This is a genomic window from Sphingomonas sp. ID1715, assembly GCF_013044515.1.
In the GTDB taxonomy this organism is placed as follows: Bacteria; Pseudomonadota; Alphaproteobacteria; order Sphingomonadales; family Sphingomonadaceae; genus Sphingomonas_B.
This window is the reverse complement of record NZ_JABEPR010000012.1, coordinates 1-16567: the sequence shown is the minus strand read 5'-3', so window position 1 is coordinate 16567 and position 16567 is coordinate 1. Positions and strand designations below refer to the sequence as shown.

Genomic DNA, 16567 nt, shown 5'->3' with positions numbered 1-16567 from the left:
TTTCACGCGATGACGGCACATTCGCCCGATCGCGGCCGGCAGTTCCGCTCCGGCCAGCCCAACACCGGCTTCTGGGCGAGGCTGGCCGCGGCGCCGTTTCACCGTGCGCTCGACCGGATCGATGCCGGGCTCGAGCAGGGCGCGATCGAAGCGTGGTTGCCGGACGGCAGCTACCGCATCCTGGGCGGCCGCGGACCCGGCCCCGTCTGCGAAGTCGAGGTGAAGAGCTGGCGCGCGCTCGTCCGGCTTTCGCGCGACGGTTCGGTCGGCTGGTACCAGGCTTGGGCCGCGGGTGAATGGTCGAGCCCGGATCCGGTGCCCTTGTTCGATCTGTTCATGCGCAACGCGGTGACGCTCGGCTCGGCTGCCCGCGCGCGCGGCTTGAGCCGCTGGACCAAGCGCCTCCGCCACTGGCTGCGCGACAACTCGCCCGGCCGCGCCCGCAAGAATATCGCCTTCCATTATGATCTCGGCAACGACTTCTACGCCGAGTGGCTGGACGAGACGATGACCTACTCGTCCGCCCTGTTCCAGGAACCGATCAGCGCCGACGAGGAACTCGCCTATGCGCAGCTGAACAAGGTGCGCGCGCTGCTCGACCGGCTGGAGCTGAAGCCGGACCAGCATCTGCTCGAGATCGGTTGCGGCTGGGGCACGCTCGCCGACATTGCCGCCGACGAATATGGCGCCAACGTCACTGCGCTGACCCTTTCGGAAGAACAGCGCGAGCATGCGCTCGACCTCAATCGCTGCAACGTCGCCGCCGGACGTGTTCGCGTGCAGCTGCGCGACTATCGCGAGGTGCGCGAGCAATATGACGCCATCGCCAGCGTCGAGATGGTCGAAGCCGTCGGCCAGCGCTGGTGGCCGACATATCTTGAGACCATCGCCCGTGCGCTGAAGCCCGGCGGGCGCGCAGCAATCCAATATATCGCGATCGACGATGCGCTGTTCGAGGACTATGCCGCCAGCGCCGACTTCATCCAGACCTACATCTTTCCGGGCGGGATGCTGATTTCGGAAAGCCGCTTCCGCCGCATTGTCGAGGCCGCCGGTCTCGCCTGGACCGACCAGCGGGATTTCGGCCTGCATTACGCCGAGACACTGAAACGCTGGCGCGAACGCTTCGACGCCGCCGCGAGCGAGGGCCGGCTGCCGGCCGGCTTCGACCTGGGGTTCGTCAATCTGTGGCGCTATTACCTGATGTACTGCGAGGGCGGCTTCAGGGGCGGCGGCATCCGCGTCGCACAGGTCACGCTGGTAAAGGGGAGATGATGAAGGCACTGCTGTTGTTCGCCGCCGCCGCGCTGGTTGCGGCGGCGCCGGCCGAAGCGCGCAAGCCTGGCCCGGTCGCGCTCACACCGGCCAATGCCGACCGCATTCGGCAGGCCGGCGGCGAGATCCTGTTTTGGGATCAGGCGCAACGCGACCACAACTTTCCGGCGATGGAGACGCTCTTCCCCGGCACGGTCGCGCGGGCCTCCAGCCGCCCCTACAAGCTACGCCCCGGCAAGCCGCTCTCGCTTAACGGCGTCGATGCCTTCATGGCCGCGAACAACACGGCGGGGCTGATCGTGGTGCAGGACGGGCGCATTCGGCTCGAACGCTATGGGCGCGGCTATTCGCGTGCCGGGCGCTACACCAGCTTCTCGGTGGCCAAGTCGCTCACCTCGACCCTCGTCGGCGCTGCGGTCAAGGACGGCTTCATCAAGTCGGTGGACGATCCGGTCACGCGCTACATCCCCGAACTGGCGGGCAGCGCATATGACGGCGTGAGCGTCAAGCAGGTCCTCACCATGACGTCCGGCGTCAAGTGGAACGAGGACTATACCGACCCGAACTCCGACGTTGCCCGCATGTATGCGAAGCCGGTGCCGGCGGGCGCGGATCCGACCGTCGCTTATCTCCGTACTCTCACCCGCGAAGCGCCTCCAGGCGGCAAATGGGTGTACAAGACCGGCGAGACCAATCTGATCGGCGTGCTCGTCACCAAGGCGACGGGCAAGAGCCTGACCGACTATGCCGAAGCCAAGATCTGGCGGCCGTTCGGCATGGAGCGGCCGCTTTTCTGGATGGTGGATCAGTCGGGCCAGAATATCGGCGGCTGCTGTTTGTCGGCCAGCTTGCGGGACTATGCGCGCCTCGGCCTGTTCGCGCTCGGCGGCGGCAAGGGCGTGGTGCCGGATGCCTGGTTTGCGGACGCGACCAAAGCCTGGACCCCACTGCCGAACGATCGCGGCTATGGATATCAATGGTGGATCGAGCCCGCGGGCGCTTTCCAGGCGCAGGGTATTTTCGGCCAGTTGATCCATGTCGATCCGAGCCGCCGCCTCGTCATCGCCATTTCAGGCGCCTGGCCGCGCGCCACCGGTCGCGAACTCGGCATCGCCCGCGCGGCGTTCGTCCAGCGGATCAAGGCAGCGCTGGACGCCGAGCCCCGCTAGCTCCGTTTCGGACCCTTCCCTGCTGGCGAAGCCACGGTGCCAGCGCCACCCTGCCCGAGCAAAGGGGGATGAATGGGCTTTCGCTTCCGCCGCTCGGTCAAGCTGCTGCCGGGCGTGCGCCTGAACTTCAGCACGCGCGGGGTTAGCACCAGCATCGGCGGGCGCGGCGCGACCATGAACATCAGCCGCCGCGGTGTCCGCTCCACCCTCGGCATTCCGGGCACCGGCCTCAGCTACACGACGCCGCTGCAGCGCTTCGGCGGCACCGCGTCCGGCTCTCCTCCCGTATCCGTGAGCATCGGCTCGGTGCTGGTCCGGGGCATCCTCTCGGTCGTGGCGCTGCTGCTGATCGGCAGCTGCGTCCTGGCGCTGTCCGACAGGCCCGCCTCCGATGCAGCCTCAGCTGCTGCGCCAGTGGTCGGCCCAACCAACCTGACGCGCACCGTGGCCGCCGCTCACGTCAATTGCCGGGCGTCGCCAAAGACCGGAGCCGTCTCGCACCGGCTGGAGCGCGGCGAAGTAATCGGCATCGTCGAGCAGTCCGACGGCTGGTCCAAGGTCGCGCAGACCGGCGGTTTCTGCTTGGTATCGGACAGTCTGCTGCGCTGAGCGTTCCCTATTCCGCCGCGACCGGCAGTGTCGCCCCGAACGGATCGGCGGGCACGAGCCAGGCATAGGGCACCGGATCACCCGCCTCTTCTTCATAGACTGCCCGCCAGCTGCGCTGCTCGGCGAAGCGGCTCGGCGGCGCCTGGTCGGCTGAGGTCGGCAAGATGCCGAGGGCGTCGAGCGTCTCGATCAGCTCCCGCAGCACGCCCTCCCGGTCACGCACAAATCGCGACGCAAAGCAGCGCCACACCGTCCAGCCGGCGCGTTCGAGCATGCGTTGACGCGCCATGTCCTCCGGCCATCGATCGGGTCCGTGATAGGCGTCGCCATCGCACTCGATCGCTAGGCGCCGGTCCTCACCGCCTTCGACGACCAGGTCGATGCGCTTGTGGCCGACTGCAACCTGGGTGTCGACGCGGTAACCGCGCTCGACAAGGAGGTCGAACATCTCTGCCTCGAACGGTGACTCGCAGCGCTTGCGCCGGTCCTGATTGAGCTTCGTGTCGGCTGCAAATGGCGCGCGGAAATGCTGGATCAGCGCGCGGCGGAGCTTGTCGGCCTGGCTCAGCTCATCCGGCTGAACCGACCGCACCAGCACCATCCGGTCGCGCGCACGGGAGGCCGCGACGTTGAAGCGTTGTTCGAAGGCGAGGCCCGACATGGCGGCCGACTTGGCGCCGACGACCATCGATAAAAACATGATGTCGCGTTCGTCGCCCTGGAAGGCGGACGGGTCGCCGACCCTGATCTCATGCCGCAGCATGATCTCGGGTCCAAGCTCCTGTTCGATCGCTTCCGCGATCAGCATCGCCTGCTTCTGGCCGAGCAAAGTCGTGACGCCGATCGTCCGTTTCGCCATCAAGGGGTCCGCGGCGATGCGGCCGATTTCGTCCAGGATGCAGGCCACTTCGGCGCGGTTAACGTCGCCGCTGCGGGCGCCATCCTCGACGAAGATGTCGACCAGCGGCGGGTCGAGTCGTTCGGACGCCGAGGGCAGACGCAGCGGCTGCAGCTTGTGGTCGTAAAACTGCGCCTTGGAAAACTCAATGATCGGCGCGACACAGCGGAAATGCTCCTTGAGCATGATTGCGCCACCGGCGAACACCACCGAGCCCAGATCGTACAGCGACTTGTCCTCGCGCAGGGCGGCGCGAAAGTCCTCGACCTGGTCGCCCAGGTAACGCCGGGAGAGCTCCACCAGCTTCTCTTCGCTGCGGAAGCCGGCGTCGGGGCTCACCTGCTTGTCGTCACCGACGATTAGCACCTGTTTGGCGCGCAGCAGTGCCGGAAGCGCGGCGATGGTCGATTGCGACGCCTCGTCGACGATGACGAGGTCGAACAGTCCCAGCTCCGCCGGCAGCGACTCCGAGACGCGGTAATACGGCATGATCCAGCACGGCAGCGCATTCTTCGCACGATCGGCGGCGGCGCGCGCGTCCTGCCGATAGCGGGCGGCACGCACGCCGGTGCCTCGCCCGATCCTCCGCATGGCCTGTGCATAGGAGGTGAGCGCCGAGCGCACCTGGTCCGTCGCCTCTTCAGCGAGTGCACACCAGGTCCGCGCTTCGATCACCTCCTCATAGGCACGGGCGAGGTCCTGCTCCAGCTTGGTCCGCTTGGCGGCCAAGGCACGGATGCGATCATGCGCATCGATGCGGTCGAGCCAGGTCGCAAGCCGCCGCAGCCGCCACCGCTCACGCCAGTCGCCGGGGGTCAGTGGGTCCTCGACATCCGAAACCGGCTCCTCGCGCAAGCGCCGCGCCCAGTCCGATGCACCGCTTTCCCGGACCTCCGCGGTAACGGAGTCGATGACCGAGAAGGCCGGTCCCAGGCTGTGCAACTGGCCCAGAGTTTCGATCGCCAACCGCCAGTCACGCGCGACCACTTCGGTCGACTCGCCGATGCGACCGACGCGGTCATGCGCGAGTGCCCGCATGCGGTCGCCGAGTTCACCCGGAACGTCCGCGAGCGTCTCCTGCACCGCGGCGAGACGACGGCGGCCCTCGACCAATCGCACGCGCCGTAGATGCCCTCGCACTACGCTCAGCGCTTGCTCCAGCCCGGTCGCGAGCGGCATCGTCCAGTGCGGCAGCAGCAGCGACAGCGCCCGCTCCGCCTCCTGCTCCCGCGCGACCGCTTCGCGCGCATGGGCGAGGGCGTCGAGCTGCGCCAGCATCGCCTCGCCGCTGCGCAGCCCCGCGTCGCTCACGGGCGCGAGGATCGAGGCGGCGGCGGCATGGTTCCAGATCGAGACCAGCTCGCGCGCGGCGTCGCCTGCCTCCAGATAGCGCTTCACTTCCGCCCATTCCGCCGCCCCGTTCGGGGTACGTCCGGCGATCCGCACTGCCGCGATGCGCTGCTTCACCTGCCGGGCGAACAGGGAGGTGAAGATGCCGAGCTCGCCTCTGTTCGCCAGATTTGCGATGGGATCCCGAAACTCTCGCTCGTCCGAGCCGTCAGGCAGCGTCACGGGCAGCGTCAGGAAGTGGCGACCCTCGCCGCAGACTGCATCGATGCGCTCCCGCAAGCCTTCAAGCGCTTCCAGCGTCGGCTCGGGGCGTCCGCGACGCAGGATGGCCAGCGCCTGTTCGAGCCAGGGGTGACCATCTTCCTGCGCACGCTCCCGCGCTTCTGCAGCGGCGGCCAGCTTGGCCTCACCGAGCGCGAGCGCTTCGACTGTCGTGCCGTCAGCCAAGCGCTCCGGAGGCGCAATCGCCTGTTCCAACTGCTCGGCCTCGCTAAGGTTTTCGTGCAGCTGCGCCATCGCGTCCGCGTTCGGCAGCTCCTCGGGCACGGGGAGGATCGCGCCCAGATAGGCGAGCCGCTCGCCAACCTTCCTGCGCGCCTCCCGCAACGCAGTGACATCTTCGTCCGAAAAGCCGGGATCATGCGAGCGGATCACGTCGAGCCGGTCGTGCAGCCACAGCGCTCCGTCGCCGGCGGCAGACAAGGCGCGCGCGGCCTCCACCGGTGCAAGCCGGCGGCCGTCCAGCTCCACAGGCGTCAGGCCGGCACGGCCGAGCTGGTCGACTTGGCGATCCAATCCCGCAAGTTCGGCATGGATGAGGTCAATGCGGGTCTGCAGGTCGGCGATGTGCCGCTGGGCCTCACGCGGCTTGATCCGCTGCAGGCGCGCCGCGATCTCGTCCACCGAGTCCTGGAATTGCTGCAGCCCCTCACGGTCGCTGTCGAGCAGGCTGACGGCGAGCGGACGCACCCCCGTCGGCAGCTTGTCCCGCAGCACCCTCAACGCCGGCGCCTTTTGCGAGGTGACCAGCACCCGTTTGCCAAGCGCCAGATAATGGCTGACGATGTTGGCGATGGTGTGCGTCTTGCCGGTGCCCGGCGGGCCCTGCACGACCACACCCGGCCGGCTCTCCAGCCGCTGAATGACCTCGACCTGCTCGGCGTTGAACGGCTTCGGGAAATAGAGATCGGCACCCGTTCCATCCGAAGTGGTGACACCTGGCACCGTGGACACGCCACGAAAGGCCTTTACCTGCTCGTCGGGCATCGACTCGCTCGGACCGGTGACGATGGCCTCGACCGCGCCCGGCAGCGCATCACCGTCGCCTAGTGCCACGACCGCATCGGTGAGCCGCTGGAGATCGGCCATCACCTGCGTCGCTCGCCGCGCCCGCGAAAAGATCAGCCAGCTTGCCCCCACGCGGAGCGCTTCGGGATCCGGCTGCTGTCCCTCGCGCAGATCCGGCAGGTATACACCGTTGGGATCGAGCAACTGCACGGCCTTGCGTAGCGCCGGATCGAACACATCGGGCGCAAAGGGCGACAATGTTGCCTCGGCGCCTTCCAGATAGGCGATGGTGAAACGCCGCCATTCATCGACGCCTGTGACATCCAGCTTGTCGAGCGCGTCGCTTTCGATGCCGGCCGGCGCTTCCGAACGCGGGCGCAGCTCGATTGCGTGGCTGGCTTCGTCGATCGCGATCTCGAGCTGCACCGTCAGCAACGGATAAGAGAGTCGGCCAAGCGGACGCTTCCAGTCCGCGACGCCGATGCCGCAGACCAGCTCGACAGGCTGATCGCCGCCGCCGTCGAGTGCGGTGCGTAGCGCGAACAGCTCATTGTAGAGCCGGATGGCGCGCCGTCGTGCCCGCTCCTCGTCGGCCCAGGGCGTCCACATCTCACGCAGCCACGCCTCATGGCCGGATTTCACGCGGTCGCGGTGCGGATAGTCCTCAAATCGGAACGATGGCGGTTCGCCATCGGCCGGTGCCTCTTCGATCAGGCCGGCGGCCCGGAGCGCCGCGCGCAACGCTTCACCCTTGATGGCGGGCTTCTTGTCGGGATCATCGGCGACCTCGGTCCACGCGCCCAGTTCGGCATCGGCGAGGCGGGGCGGCCTCACCTTGGCGAGCCGCTCAACGCGCACCCACAGCGGGTCGCCATCGGCACCGCCGTTGAGGTGGACGCCGGGCAACATCATCAGTTCGGCGCCGGTGGTGCGGAACCCTTTTTCCGCCGCCACTTCGGTCGGGATCGCCAGCTTGTCGCGCTCCGTCGCCGCGACATAATCCAGCAGTTGCTTCAGGCGCGCCAGCGCGTCCGGGCTGCTCATTTCCGCTGCCGATCCCCCTTCCCCACGAACCGACGATCATAAGCGCGATCAATGGGTTCCGAGGAGTCTTGCCAGAGAGCGATTGCATCCGAAACGGATCATGTTCGCCCTTCCGCCGCCCGCGCCGCACGCCATGCTTGGCCCCGAGTCACGGCGCGAAGGGGTCCGCAACGGCGCGGCCGTGGCTCGACGACAAAGGGGGTCTATGTTCGTGTGCAAGACTGGCGCGCCGTTCGGCGGCAAGCGCAGGCACGGCCGCTGATGGAACTGCAGCAGGGCGCCAATGCCGCCATTCCCGGTGAGCGTGCGACGGTCAGCTTCGGCTGGCGCGCGCCGGCGGGACTGGAGGCCGACGCCTCCGCCTATCTGCTGACCGCCAGCGGCAAGGTGCGCGGCGACCAGGACATGATCTTCTACAACCAGCCGGAAGGCGGCGACGGCTCGGTGCGCTTCTCTGCCGACGGCTCGGGCCGGTTCGACGTGCAACTCGGCCGCGTGCCGGAGTCGATCGAGAAGATCGTGTTCTGCGCGACCATCAACGAAGCCAATGCGCGCGGCCAGACGCTCTCGATGCTGCAGGACGCGCACGTCGCCGTCGGCGGGGAGAGCGCGCTGCGCTTCGCGCCTGCCCTGTCGGGGACGCGCGAGGCGGCGATGATCTTCGGCGAGCTCTATCGCCGCCAGGGCCAGTGGAAGTTCCGCGCGGTCGGGCAAGGGTTCAATGGCGGCCTTGCGCCCCTCGCGCGCTCCTTCGGCATCGACGTCGCCGAGCCTGCCGCCGCGCCTGCCCCGGTACCCGCACCGGCGCCAGCGCCGGTCACCCTCAGCAAGGTCACGCTCGAGAAGAGCAGCCCGACCGTCAGTCTGGAGAAAAAGGGCGGCAGCTTCGGCGAGATCACGATCAACCTCAACTGGTCGCGGGCCCGCGGTTGGTTCGCCGGCAGCGCGGTCGATCTCGATCTCGGCTGCCTGTTCGAGATGGCGGATGGCCGCAAGGGCGTGGTCCAGGCGCTTGGCAACGTGTTCGGCGACTATGACTATCCGCCCTTCATCGAGCTGTCGGGCGACGACCGCACCGGCGACGTGTCGGACGGCGAGACGCTGCGCATCAACGGCGCGCACTGGCATGAGCTGAAGCGGGTCTGCGTGTTCGCCAACATCTATGACGGCGCGCCCAACTGGCAAAAGACGGACGGCGTCGTGCTGGTCACCATGCCGGACCAGCCGCCGATCGAAGTGCGCCTGAGCGAGGGCCGCAACGACAGGCGCCTGTGCGGCGTGGTGATGCTCGAAAATGCCGGCGGCGGGCTCAAGGCCACGCGGCTCGTCGAATATGTCGGTGACCAGGAAAAGCTGGACCAGCGCTTCGGCTGGGGCCTGCGCTGGCGGGCCGGCACCAAGGACTAGGGGAGAAGTCCAGTGCGATATTTCCGTTCGTCATTCCTGTTCACCGCCCTCTGCCTAGGCATTGGCGGCTGGCTCGGCTGGAGCGCCACCGGCACGCTGGTCGGCACGTTGAGCGTGCTGTGGATCATCGCCGTGCTGGGCGTGCTCGAAACCTCGCTGTCGTTCGACAATGCAGTCGTCAACGCGACCGTGCTGAAGGACATGGCGCCCGTTTGGCGCAAGCGCTTCCTGACCTGGGGCATATTGATCGCGGTGTTCGGCATGCGGATCGTCTTCCCGCTCGCGATCGTCGGCATCGCCGCCAAGCTGGGGCCGATCGCCGCGCTCACCCTCGCGATCGACAATCCGGCGGAATATGAGCGCATCCTGACCGGCGCGCATATCGGCATTGCCGGGTTCGGCGGTGCCTTCCTGGCGATGGTCGGCCTCACCTTCTTCCTCGACGGCGACAAGGACACGCACTGGATCCCGTTCCTGGAACGCCCGATCTCCGGCCTGTCCGGCGTCGCGGCCGCGCCGCTCGCCCTGTCGCTTTTGGCGCTGCTCGGCGTCGCGCAGCTGCTGCCGACCGAGGAAGTGATCACCTTCCTCACCGCCGGGATTTTCGGGCTCATCGCCTATGTCGCGGTGGACAGCGTCGGCGACCTGATCGGCGGCGGCGACGATGCGGCCGCGCAGGTCGCGCGCGCCGGCATCGGCGGCTTCCTCTATCTCGAGCTGCTCGACGCCAGCTTCTCGTTCGACGGCGTGATCGGCGCCTTCGCGCTGTCCAACAACCTGTTCATCATCGCTTTGGGCCTTGGCATCGGCGCGATGTTCGTACGGTCGATGACGGTGATGCTGGTCGATAAGGGCACGCTGGCCGAATACCGCTTCCTCGAACACGGCGCCTTCTACGCGATCGTGGCGCTGGCCGCGATCATGCTGCTCTCCGCCCGCTACGAGATCCCGGAGACGGTGACCGGCCTGATCGGCGCCGGCTTCATCGGCCTCGCCTTCGTCTCCTCGCTCTTCGGCCGCGAGGATGAGGAGGACGCCCCCATCCTCGCCGGTGCCGTTACGCCCTCCGGCGAAGCGCTCTGATCCAACGATAAGGAGAACACCTCAGGTCCATCAGCCTCGCCAAGGGCGGCAATGTCAGCCTGTCGAAGGAAGCGCCCGGCCTCACCAACATCCTGATCGGTCTCGGCTGGGACGAGCGTTCGACCGACGGCACCGACTTCGACCTCGACGCCAGCGCGTTCATTCTCGGTGCGAACGATCGGGTGCGGTCGGATAGCGACTTCATCTTCTACAACAACCTCCGCTCGACCGACGGCTCGGTCGAACATACGGGCGACAATCTGACCGGCGGCGGCGATGGCGACGACGAGCAGATCAAGGTCGACCTGTCCCGCGTGCCCGCCGATGTGCAGAAGGTCGCGGTCACCGTCACCATCCACGAAGGCGAGAGCCGCCGGCAGAATTTCGGCATGGTCTCCAACGCCTTCATCCGCGTCGTCGATGAAACCAGCGGCCGGGAGATCACCCGCTACGACCTGAACGAGGACGCCTCCGTCGAGACCGCGATGATCTTCGGCGAAGTCTATCGCCACAATGCCGACTGGAAGTTCCGCGCTGTCGGTCAGGGCTTTAAGGGCGGGCTCGGGCCGCTGGCGAAGAACTTCGGGGTGAATGTGGGATAGGTATGCCGGCGGAGGCGAACTTCACAAACCTAGCAGAAAACATGTGAAGTTCGCCCCGCCTGAAAGTGGCTGCACCTTCCGCACCTTCCGCACCTTCCGCACCTTCCGCACGTTCCGCACGTGCATCATGTCAATTTCCTGATTGATCTCGACGTATGAAAGAGCCGGTGCCCGCTGAGACGCGGACGAGTACAACGCTATCAGACACGGCGCCCTGTAGGACAGGCTCATCGCCTTCGCATGGGGACTACCGACATCTGCTCCTCCTGCCGGGAGGATCTGCCGTATCCCCGCCCTTCGCAAGCGATGTTGGGCGGTCGGCGTGTAGCGAAGGCTTACGCGCGTCCGATCAATAAAGCCCCGGACGTCATATGGGCTTTAGGGCTGATATCGAGGGTGAATAAGCGATGCCGAGGAGCCTTTGTCCGATCTCCCACGAACCTATTTCCGGCCGCTCAGTGCCGCCAAGCGACTTCGCGCGATGACGCCGAAATGTGTGTCCGGTCTCCACCGGGCGAGGATGATGGGGGTAGTGTCTTGAAGCAGCTGCCGCGCCCGTCCCGCGTCGCCGTGACGTGCGGCGCAATAGCCTCTCGTATTGTCGACCCACGCTGTGCGCCAGGCTTCAGTTGGATAGGTCTGCTTCATGATCGGGGCTGCCTCGTCCAGCAGCGCTGAACTCTCTTCAAACGCGCCGACCCGGCACCGTAGCGCTGCGAGATCCGTCAGGATCGGCCCCAGATTGCGATGACGATGGTAGCGCGCAGCCCGTAGCGACTGACGCAGCAACTGCTGCGCTTCCGCCAGCGCGCCCAGCTGCTCCTTTACGAGCGCCAAGTTATAGGAAGGGAAGACGAAGTCATCATGCTCCGGTCCCTTTTCCTTGAGGTTGATCGCCACTGCGCGTTCGAGCAGCGGCAGAGCCTGACCGTAGCGCCGCCGTTCGAGCAGAAGACGGGCAAGGTTATTGGACGTATTCGCGACCTCAGGGTGGTCCGGTCCGAGCACAAGCTGGTAGGAGCGGAGCGCCTTTCGGTAACTCTCCTCCGCCAACTGCGCATTGCCTTGCAGGTAAGCTATCGCACCTAGGGTGTTGTAATCCTCTGCCACCCGCGGGTGCGTAGCGCCCTGTCTCCTGTAACGGATGGCAATGGCCTTGGTGAAGCTGGCCTGCGCCTCGTCTAGATCACCTTCGTTGAAGGCGTTGAGCCCGAGCGACTCGAGGTCGCGAGCCACTGCAGGATCGCGGTCTCCGACAGCGGCAAGGTCGAGCCTGAGGCCCTGCTTGATGGCAGCTGCCGCGGCGCGGTGGTTGCCGATCGCCGACTCCGCTTCGCCCATGGAAACGAGGATACGTGGGATGAGATCCGGCCGCGGCTGACTGGGGTCACGAGCCATTTCCAATGCTCGCCCGTAGGACGCGATCGCCTGATCGTACCGGCCAGTGCGCGCGTGAGAATCGGCCATCGCCAGATATTGCCGCGTCCGCGTCATGCGATCGCCGTGGCGTAGTCCCATCATCTCCCTGATGAGCGTGTCGCTTTCGCGGAACAGCCCCAGACCGGCATAGACCTCACCGAGCGTGGTCCCCAATTCGGCCTTTACCGCAGGCTCGTTGGTCAAGGTCGACCGTATGTCGCGCGCGCCCTTGTCGAGGATCTCGCGGGCGGTGATTGTTTCGCCGCGTGCTTCGGAAGGGTCGGAAACTTCGAATAGGGATTTGACGAACTCGACCGTCCGTTCTGCAGTCACAGTCTTACGCTGGGCAATGTCGCGCTGCCGAATGGCCTCGGCCCGCGACACGAAGGCGAAGATGGCAAGTGCAGTGGTCAGCAAGAGCCCGGCTGTGGATCCGGCGGCAACCAGAGCAAGCCGCCGCTGCCGGCGGGCAACTTCGCGCTGTCGGAGGGCGTCGAAGGGAACCTCCAACATGCGCGACAGTAGCTTGAGGACCGCATCTCGCCGGGGATCCTGCCCCGGCCGAATGTCGGCTGCCAAAGGTTCGCTCACCAGTCCTTCACGCACCGCTGGCGGGAAGCATTCCTTGGCCGGATCCGGATCGTGCGGCTCTCCGTCCACAACGAAGTACATGATCCGTTGGGCACGACCGAGCCTCACAAAGGACCTGATCTCCTCATCGACCCAGCGGGACTTCGCGCCGCGAGGGGAGCAAATGACGATCAGATAATGAGCCTCGACCAGCGCATCCTGCACGGCCTGGGCGAGGTCCGACGAAGCGCCAAGCTCGTCCCGGTCGCGAAAGACCGGCAACAGCTTATTGCCGAGCGGGCCCATTGCAGTCGGATGACCGCGCAACCTCGTCGGAATACTATAGCTTTCGAGACGGCGGTGTAGCCACCTTGCCCAGCCCCGATCGCCGAAGTTGTAGCTTATGAAAGCGCTGTAGCGCAATCTGGCTGTCCCCCTTTTCAGCCGGCTTCAGCGCCTAAGAGCCGAACAGAGTGAAGCAAATCGGCCAATCGTTCGCAAGCGCGGCGGTTTCAACTTGTCAGAGAATGAGACGCATTCTCCTCACCGGGCAGCATCCATCCATTTTGACTTGCAACCTCAGGGGTGCCGCAGGATAGAGTTAACGGCGAGCGGCGGGGCCAACGCCTGCAACAGGGGAAAAATGATGCGTTTAGGCAAGCTTAAGCTGCTCTTGGGAGCTGTTCTGCTATCGACGACGGTGAGCGCTCATGCGCGTGGCGTCGTGGTCGACGACGGTCTCAATCCGAATATACTTCGATTCGGGCTCGAGACGCTTTCGGGCAGCGTCTGTGACGCAAGCCAATGTCAGATTCTGCTGCCTTATTCGGTCGACTTCGGTGGAGGCTTCACGAACAAGCTGTTCCTTTACAGCAGCGGCATCATTTCCGCAGGCTCGCCGCTACCCCAGGACGCCTTTGCGAGCGCTCCGGTCAATTCAAATGGCGACCCAGTCGATATCCCGACTTATTTTGGGCAGGCCAACCACGTAATCCTGGCGCCGGGCTATCGGCCAGATGACGCCGGCACTCCGGCAAACCTCAACGGCGTCGGAACAGTAACCTCGAATACCATCCGCCAATTCGCCACAGGCAGCATCCGATCCTGCACGGTGGGCAACTCCAATCCTTCCTTTACCACCTGCCCCGACGGATTTGATCCAAACGACTTCGACATCGACGCAACGCCGTTCATAGACCCGTTCATCGCCATCAACGGGCTTGGGCGCTTCGAGGGCGATATTAACCTGCGCGTGGGCCTACAGTATGTCGTGCTGCACAAGCCAGCAGGTGGCTTTGTCGACATGGAGTTCTTCCAGGACGACAATTTCTTCGAAGAGACCGACCCCGTTTACGTCGGCCTTGCGAACAATCTGTCCCTCTATGATTTGGGTGAGGCGAAGCAGACGCCATTCAGCTATCGGTTCGCGGTCAATGCTGGTGTTCCGGAACCGCAGTCCTGGGCCGCGATGTTGCTCGGTTTTGCGTTGATGGGCTGCTATGCCCGTAAGCGCGATCGCACACAGGCAAGTCTGCCGGCCTAGTCGGGTGCCCTGACTGCAGGGGGTGAGAACGACGGTCGCTTATTTGCGGCCGTCCCCTCCCGCATTGGCTTCGCGCTCCGCCCCGGCTAGAGCACCAACATGGGTTTGAGTGGGGTTGAGCGAGGAGCTTGCGAGGTCGCGGGCGGGGCCGAGATGCTGGAGCAGGTGCTTGGCTGGAGCGCGGTCAACAGCGGCTCGCGAAATCTTGCCGGGTTGAAGGTGATGGCCGGATTGCTGGGCGATGCCTTTGCCGCCTTGCCGGGCGAAGTGGCGCTGGTGCCACCCGATCCGGTCGAGGTCGTAGGCGCCGATGGCTCCGTCTGTCAGATGGAGCATGGCGATCACCTGCTCGTGACCGTCCGGCCCGAGGCGCCGGTGCAGCTTCTCTTCACCGGCCATTACGACACGGTGTTCGGGGCGGATCATCCCTTTCAGGAGACCCGAACGCTGCCTGACGGGCGGATCAACGGACCGGGCACGGCGGACATGAAGGGCGGGCTGGCGCTGATGCTCGCGGCGTTGAAGGCGGTCGAGACCACGCCCCTCGCCGATCGCATCGGCTATCAGGTGCTGATCGACAGCGACGAGGAAGTGGGCTCGCCCTCCTCCGCCGCGCTGATCGCCCGTTGCGCGCGGGGCAAGGCGGCGGCCTTCACCTATGAACCGGCGCTGCCGGACGGGACTCTGGCGGGCGCGCGCGCCGGGTCGGGCAATTTCTCGATCGTCGTCAGGGGGCGTTCGGCGCATGCGGGGCGCAACCCTGAGGACGGGCGCAACGCGGTGCTGGCGGCGGCCGATCTGGCGCTGCGGCTGGAGAAGGCGATCGGGCCCCGCCTCTCCGTCAACCCGGCGCGGATCGAGGGCGGCGGGCCGAACAATGTGGTGCCGGACCATGCCGTGCTGCGCGTCAACTTCCGCCCGCACACGCCCGACGACGAGGCGCGGGCGCGGGCGCATCTGGAGAGCGCCGTGGCGCTGGTGGCGGCGCAGCGCGAGGTGTCGATCCATGTCCATGGCGGCTTCGGCCGTCCGCCCAAGCCGCTCGACCCGGCCGCCGAGCGTCTGTTCGGTCTGGTCAGGGACTGCGGCACGGCGCTTGGCCTCGATATCGCCTGGCAGGCAACTGGCGGGGTGTGCGACGGCAACAATATCGCGGCCTGCGGCGTGCCGGTGGTCGACACGATGGGCGCGCGCGGCGGCGCCATTCACAGCGCGGAGGAGTTTCTGATCCCGGACTCGCTGCCCGAACGGGCGATGCTTTCGACCCTGGCCATCTTGCGCCTGGCCGAGCGGGGGCGGCCATGAGTTGCTTTCTGCGCCCGGCAACGATCGACGACCTCGGCGCACTCTACGAACTCGCCAAGCTGACCGGCGGCGGCTTCACCAACCTGCCGCCCGACCGTAGCTCGCTTGGCCGCAAGCTCGAACGCTCGTCCGCGGCGCTGGCGCGCGAAGACGACGCGCATGTCGACGACCTGTTCGTGTTCGTGCTGGAGAATAGCGAGACGGGCCAGGTGCGCGGCACCTGCCAGGTCTTCACCATGGTCGGGCAGCATTGGCCCTTTTATTCCTACCGGATCGGTACGCTGACCCAGGTGTCGAAGGAACTGGACCGCACCTTCCGCGCCGACATGCTGACGCTGTCCACCGACCTTGAGGGCGCGAGCGAAGTGGGCGGGCTGTTCCTCCATCCGCGGGAGCGGGCCGGCGGGCTCGGGATGCTGCTCGCGCGCAGCCGGTACCTGTTCATGAAGGCGCATCGCCCGCGCTTTTCCGACATCACGCTGGCCGAGCTGCGCGGGGTGATCGACGAGGCGGGCGGCTCGCCCTTCTGGGACGGACTCGCCGGGCGCTTCTTCGGGATGAATTTCCAGGAGGCGGACGAGTTCAATGCGGTGAACGGCAACCAGTTCATCGCCGACCTGATGCCCAAGCACCCCATCTATACCGCCATGCTGCCGGAAAGCGCGCGGGCGGTGATCGGCGTGCCGCATCCGAGCGGGCGCGCGGCGATGCGGATGCTGGAGCATGAAGGCTTCACCCACGACAAATATATCGACATCTTCGACGGCGGGCCGACCATGGTCGCGCATACCGATCGCATCCTGTCGATCCGCGACGCAGTCGAGAGTCGAGTCGCGCGGATCGGGGTGGAAGGCGGCGAGCGGCGGCTGTGCACGGCGGGACGGCTGGCCGGCTGGCGCGCAGCCTATGCGCAAGTCGAGATGCTGGACGGCGGCGAGATCGCGATCGATGCCGAGGGCGCGCGGCTGCTGGGCGTGGAGCCTGGCGGCACGGTCGTGCATGTGGG

General features: G+C 66.2%; 11 protein-coding genes. 9 read left to right on the top strand and 2 right to left on the bottom strand.

Annotation, left to right across the window (positions count from 1 at the left end):
* Positions 1–9: 9 nt before the first annotated feature.
* The 3 genes from HJG53_RS17125 to HJG53_RS17115 all read left to right on the top strand — a co-directional run bounded on the left by HJG53_RS17125 (position 10) and on the right by HJG53_RS17115 (position 3053).
* Complete coding sequence (locus tag HJG53_RS17125) at positions 10–1275, top strand: cyclopropane-fatty-acyl-phospholipid synthase family protein (protein ID WP_171132498.1); 1266 nt, start codon at positions 10–12, stop codon at positions 1273–1275.
* Entirely contained in the window at positions 1275–2444 is a 1170-nt protein-coding gene (locus HJG53_RS17120; RefSeq protein WP_171132496.1) for a serine hydrolase, read from the top strand. The genes HJG53_RS17125 and HJG53_RS17120 overlap by 1 nt, the downstream gene beginning before the upstream one ends.
* Before the next feature lie 72 nt (positions 2445–2516).
* Positions 2517–3053 (top strand): DUF4236 domain-containing protein, encoded by a 537-nt coding sequence (locus HJG53_RS17115; RefSeq protein WP_171132494.1) that lies wholly within the window; start codon positions 2517–2519, stop codon positions 3051–3053.
* A gap of 7 nt (positions 3054–3060) precedes the next feature.
* Here HJG53_RS17115 and HJG53_RS17110 read toward each other — a convergent pair whose 3' ends face one another.
* On the bottom strand, positions 3061–7632 hold the full coding sequence (locus tag HJG53_RS17110; RefSeq protein ID WP_171132492.1) for an AAA domain-containing protein: 4572 nt from the start codon (positions 7630–7632) through the stop codon (positions 3061–3063).
* 213 nt (positions 7633–7845) lie between these two features.
* On the opposite strand from HJG53_RS17110, the gene HJG53_RS17105 reads away from it, so the two are divergent.
* From HJG53_RS17105 to HJG53_RS17095, 3 genes are read left to right on the top strand one after another with little or no spacing between them, the layout of a single operon-like run.
* The gene (locus HJG53_RS17105; RefSeq protein WP_368039600.1) at positions 7846–9039 is read left to right on the top strand and encodes a TerD family protein; all 1194 of its coding nucleotides are present in this window, start codon (positions 7846–7848) and stop codon (positions 9037–9039) included.
* A 12-nt stretch (positions 9040–9051) separates the two neighbouring features.
* Positions 9052–10122, top strand: coding sequence for a DUF475 domain-containing protein (locus HJG53_RS17100; RefSeq protein WP_171132490.1), 1071 nt, complete (start codon positions 9052–9054; stop codon positions 10120–10122).
* A 29-nt stretch (positions 10123–10151) separates the two neighbouring features.
* Positions 10152–10724 carry a TerD family protein gene (locus tag HJG53_RS17095; RefSeq protein WP_171132529.1) on the top strand — a complete coding sequence of 191 codons (573 nt, stop codon included), beginning with the start codon at positions 10152–10154 and terminating at the stop codon, positions 10722–10724.
* Between the two features lie 441 nt (positions 10725–11165).
* On the opposite strand, the gene HJG53_RS17090 is transcribed toward HJG53_RS17095, so the two are convergent.
* Positions 11166–13136, bottom strand: coding sequence for a tetratricopeptide repeat protein (locus tag HJG53_RS17090; protein ID WP_171132488.1), 1971 nt, complete (start codon positions 13134–13136; stop codon positions 11166–11168).
* A 223-nt stretch (positions 13137–13359) separates the two neighbouring features.
* Here HJG53_RS17090 and HJG53_RS17085 point away from each other — a divergent pair, with 223 nt between their 5' ends.
* The 3 genes from HJG53_RS17085 to HJG53_RS17075 form a co-directional block, all read left to right on the top strand.
* Positions 13360–14256 (top strand): hypothetical protein, encoded by an 897-nt coding sequence (locus HJG53_RS17085; RefSeq protein WP_171132486.1) that lies wholly within the window; start codon positions 13360–13362, stop codon positions 14254–14256.
* Positions 14257–14355: 99 nt separating this feature from the next.
* A complete protein-coding gene (locus HJG53_RS17080; protein ID WP_171132485.1) occupies positions 14356–15561 on the top strand; it encodes a hydrolase in 1206 nt (401 codons plus the stop codon).
* A partial coding sequence (locus HJG53_RS17075) for an arginine N-succinyltransferase (protein ID WP_171132483.1) occupies positions 15558–16567 on the top strand: 1010 nt, incomplete at its 3' end. The genes HJG53_RS17080 and HJG53_RS17075, both read left to right, overlap by 4 nt.

What these genes read in the sequence shown, in the direction of transcription:
- HJG53_RS17125 (WP_171132498.1), top strand. Translation starts at nt 10, where the DNA reads ATGACGGCACATTCGCCCGATCGCGGCCGGCAGTTCCGCTCCGGCCAG.
- HJG53_RS17120 (WP_171132496.1), top strand. Translation starts at nt 1,275, where the DNA reads ATGAAGGCACTGCTGTTGTTCGCCGCCGCCGCGCTGGTTGCGGCGGCG.
- HJG53_RS17115 (WP_171132494.1), top strand. Translation starts at nt 2,517, where the DNA reads ATGGGCTTTCGCTTCCGCCGCTCGGTCAAGCTGCTGCCGGGCGTGCGC.
- HJG53_RS17110 (WP_171132492.1), bottom strand. Translation starts at nt 7,632, where the DNA reads ATGAGCAGCCCGGACGCGCTGGCGCGCCTGAAGCAACTGCTGGATTAT.
- HJG53_RS17085 (WP_171132486.1), top strand. Translation starts at nt 13,360, where the DNA reads ATGCGTTTAGGCAAGCTTAAGCTGCTCTTGGGAGCTGTTCTGCTATCG.
- HJG53_RS17080 (WP_171132485.1), top strand. Translation starts at nt 14,356, where the DNA reads ATGGGTTTGAGTGGGGTTGAGCGAGGAGCTTGCGAGGTCGCGGGCGGG.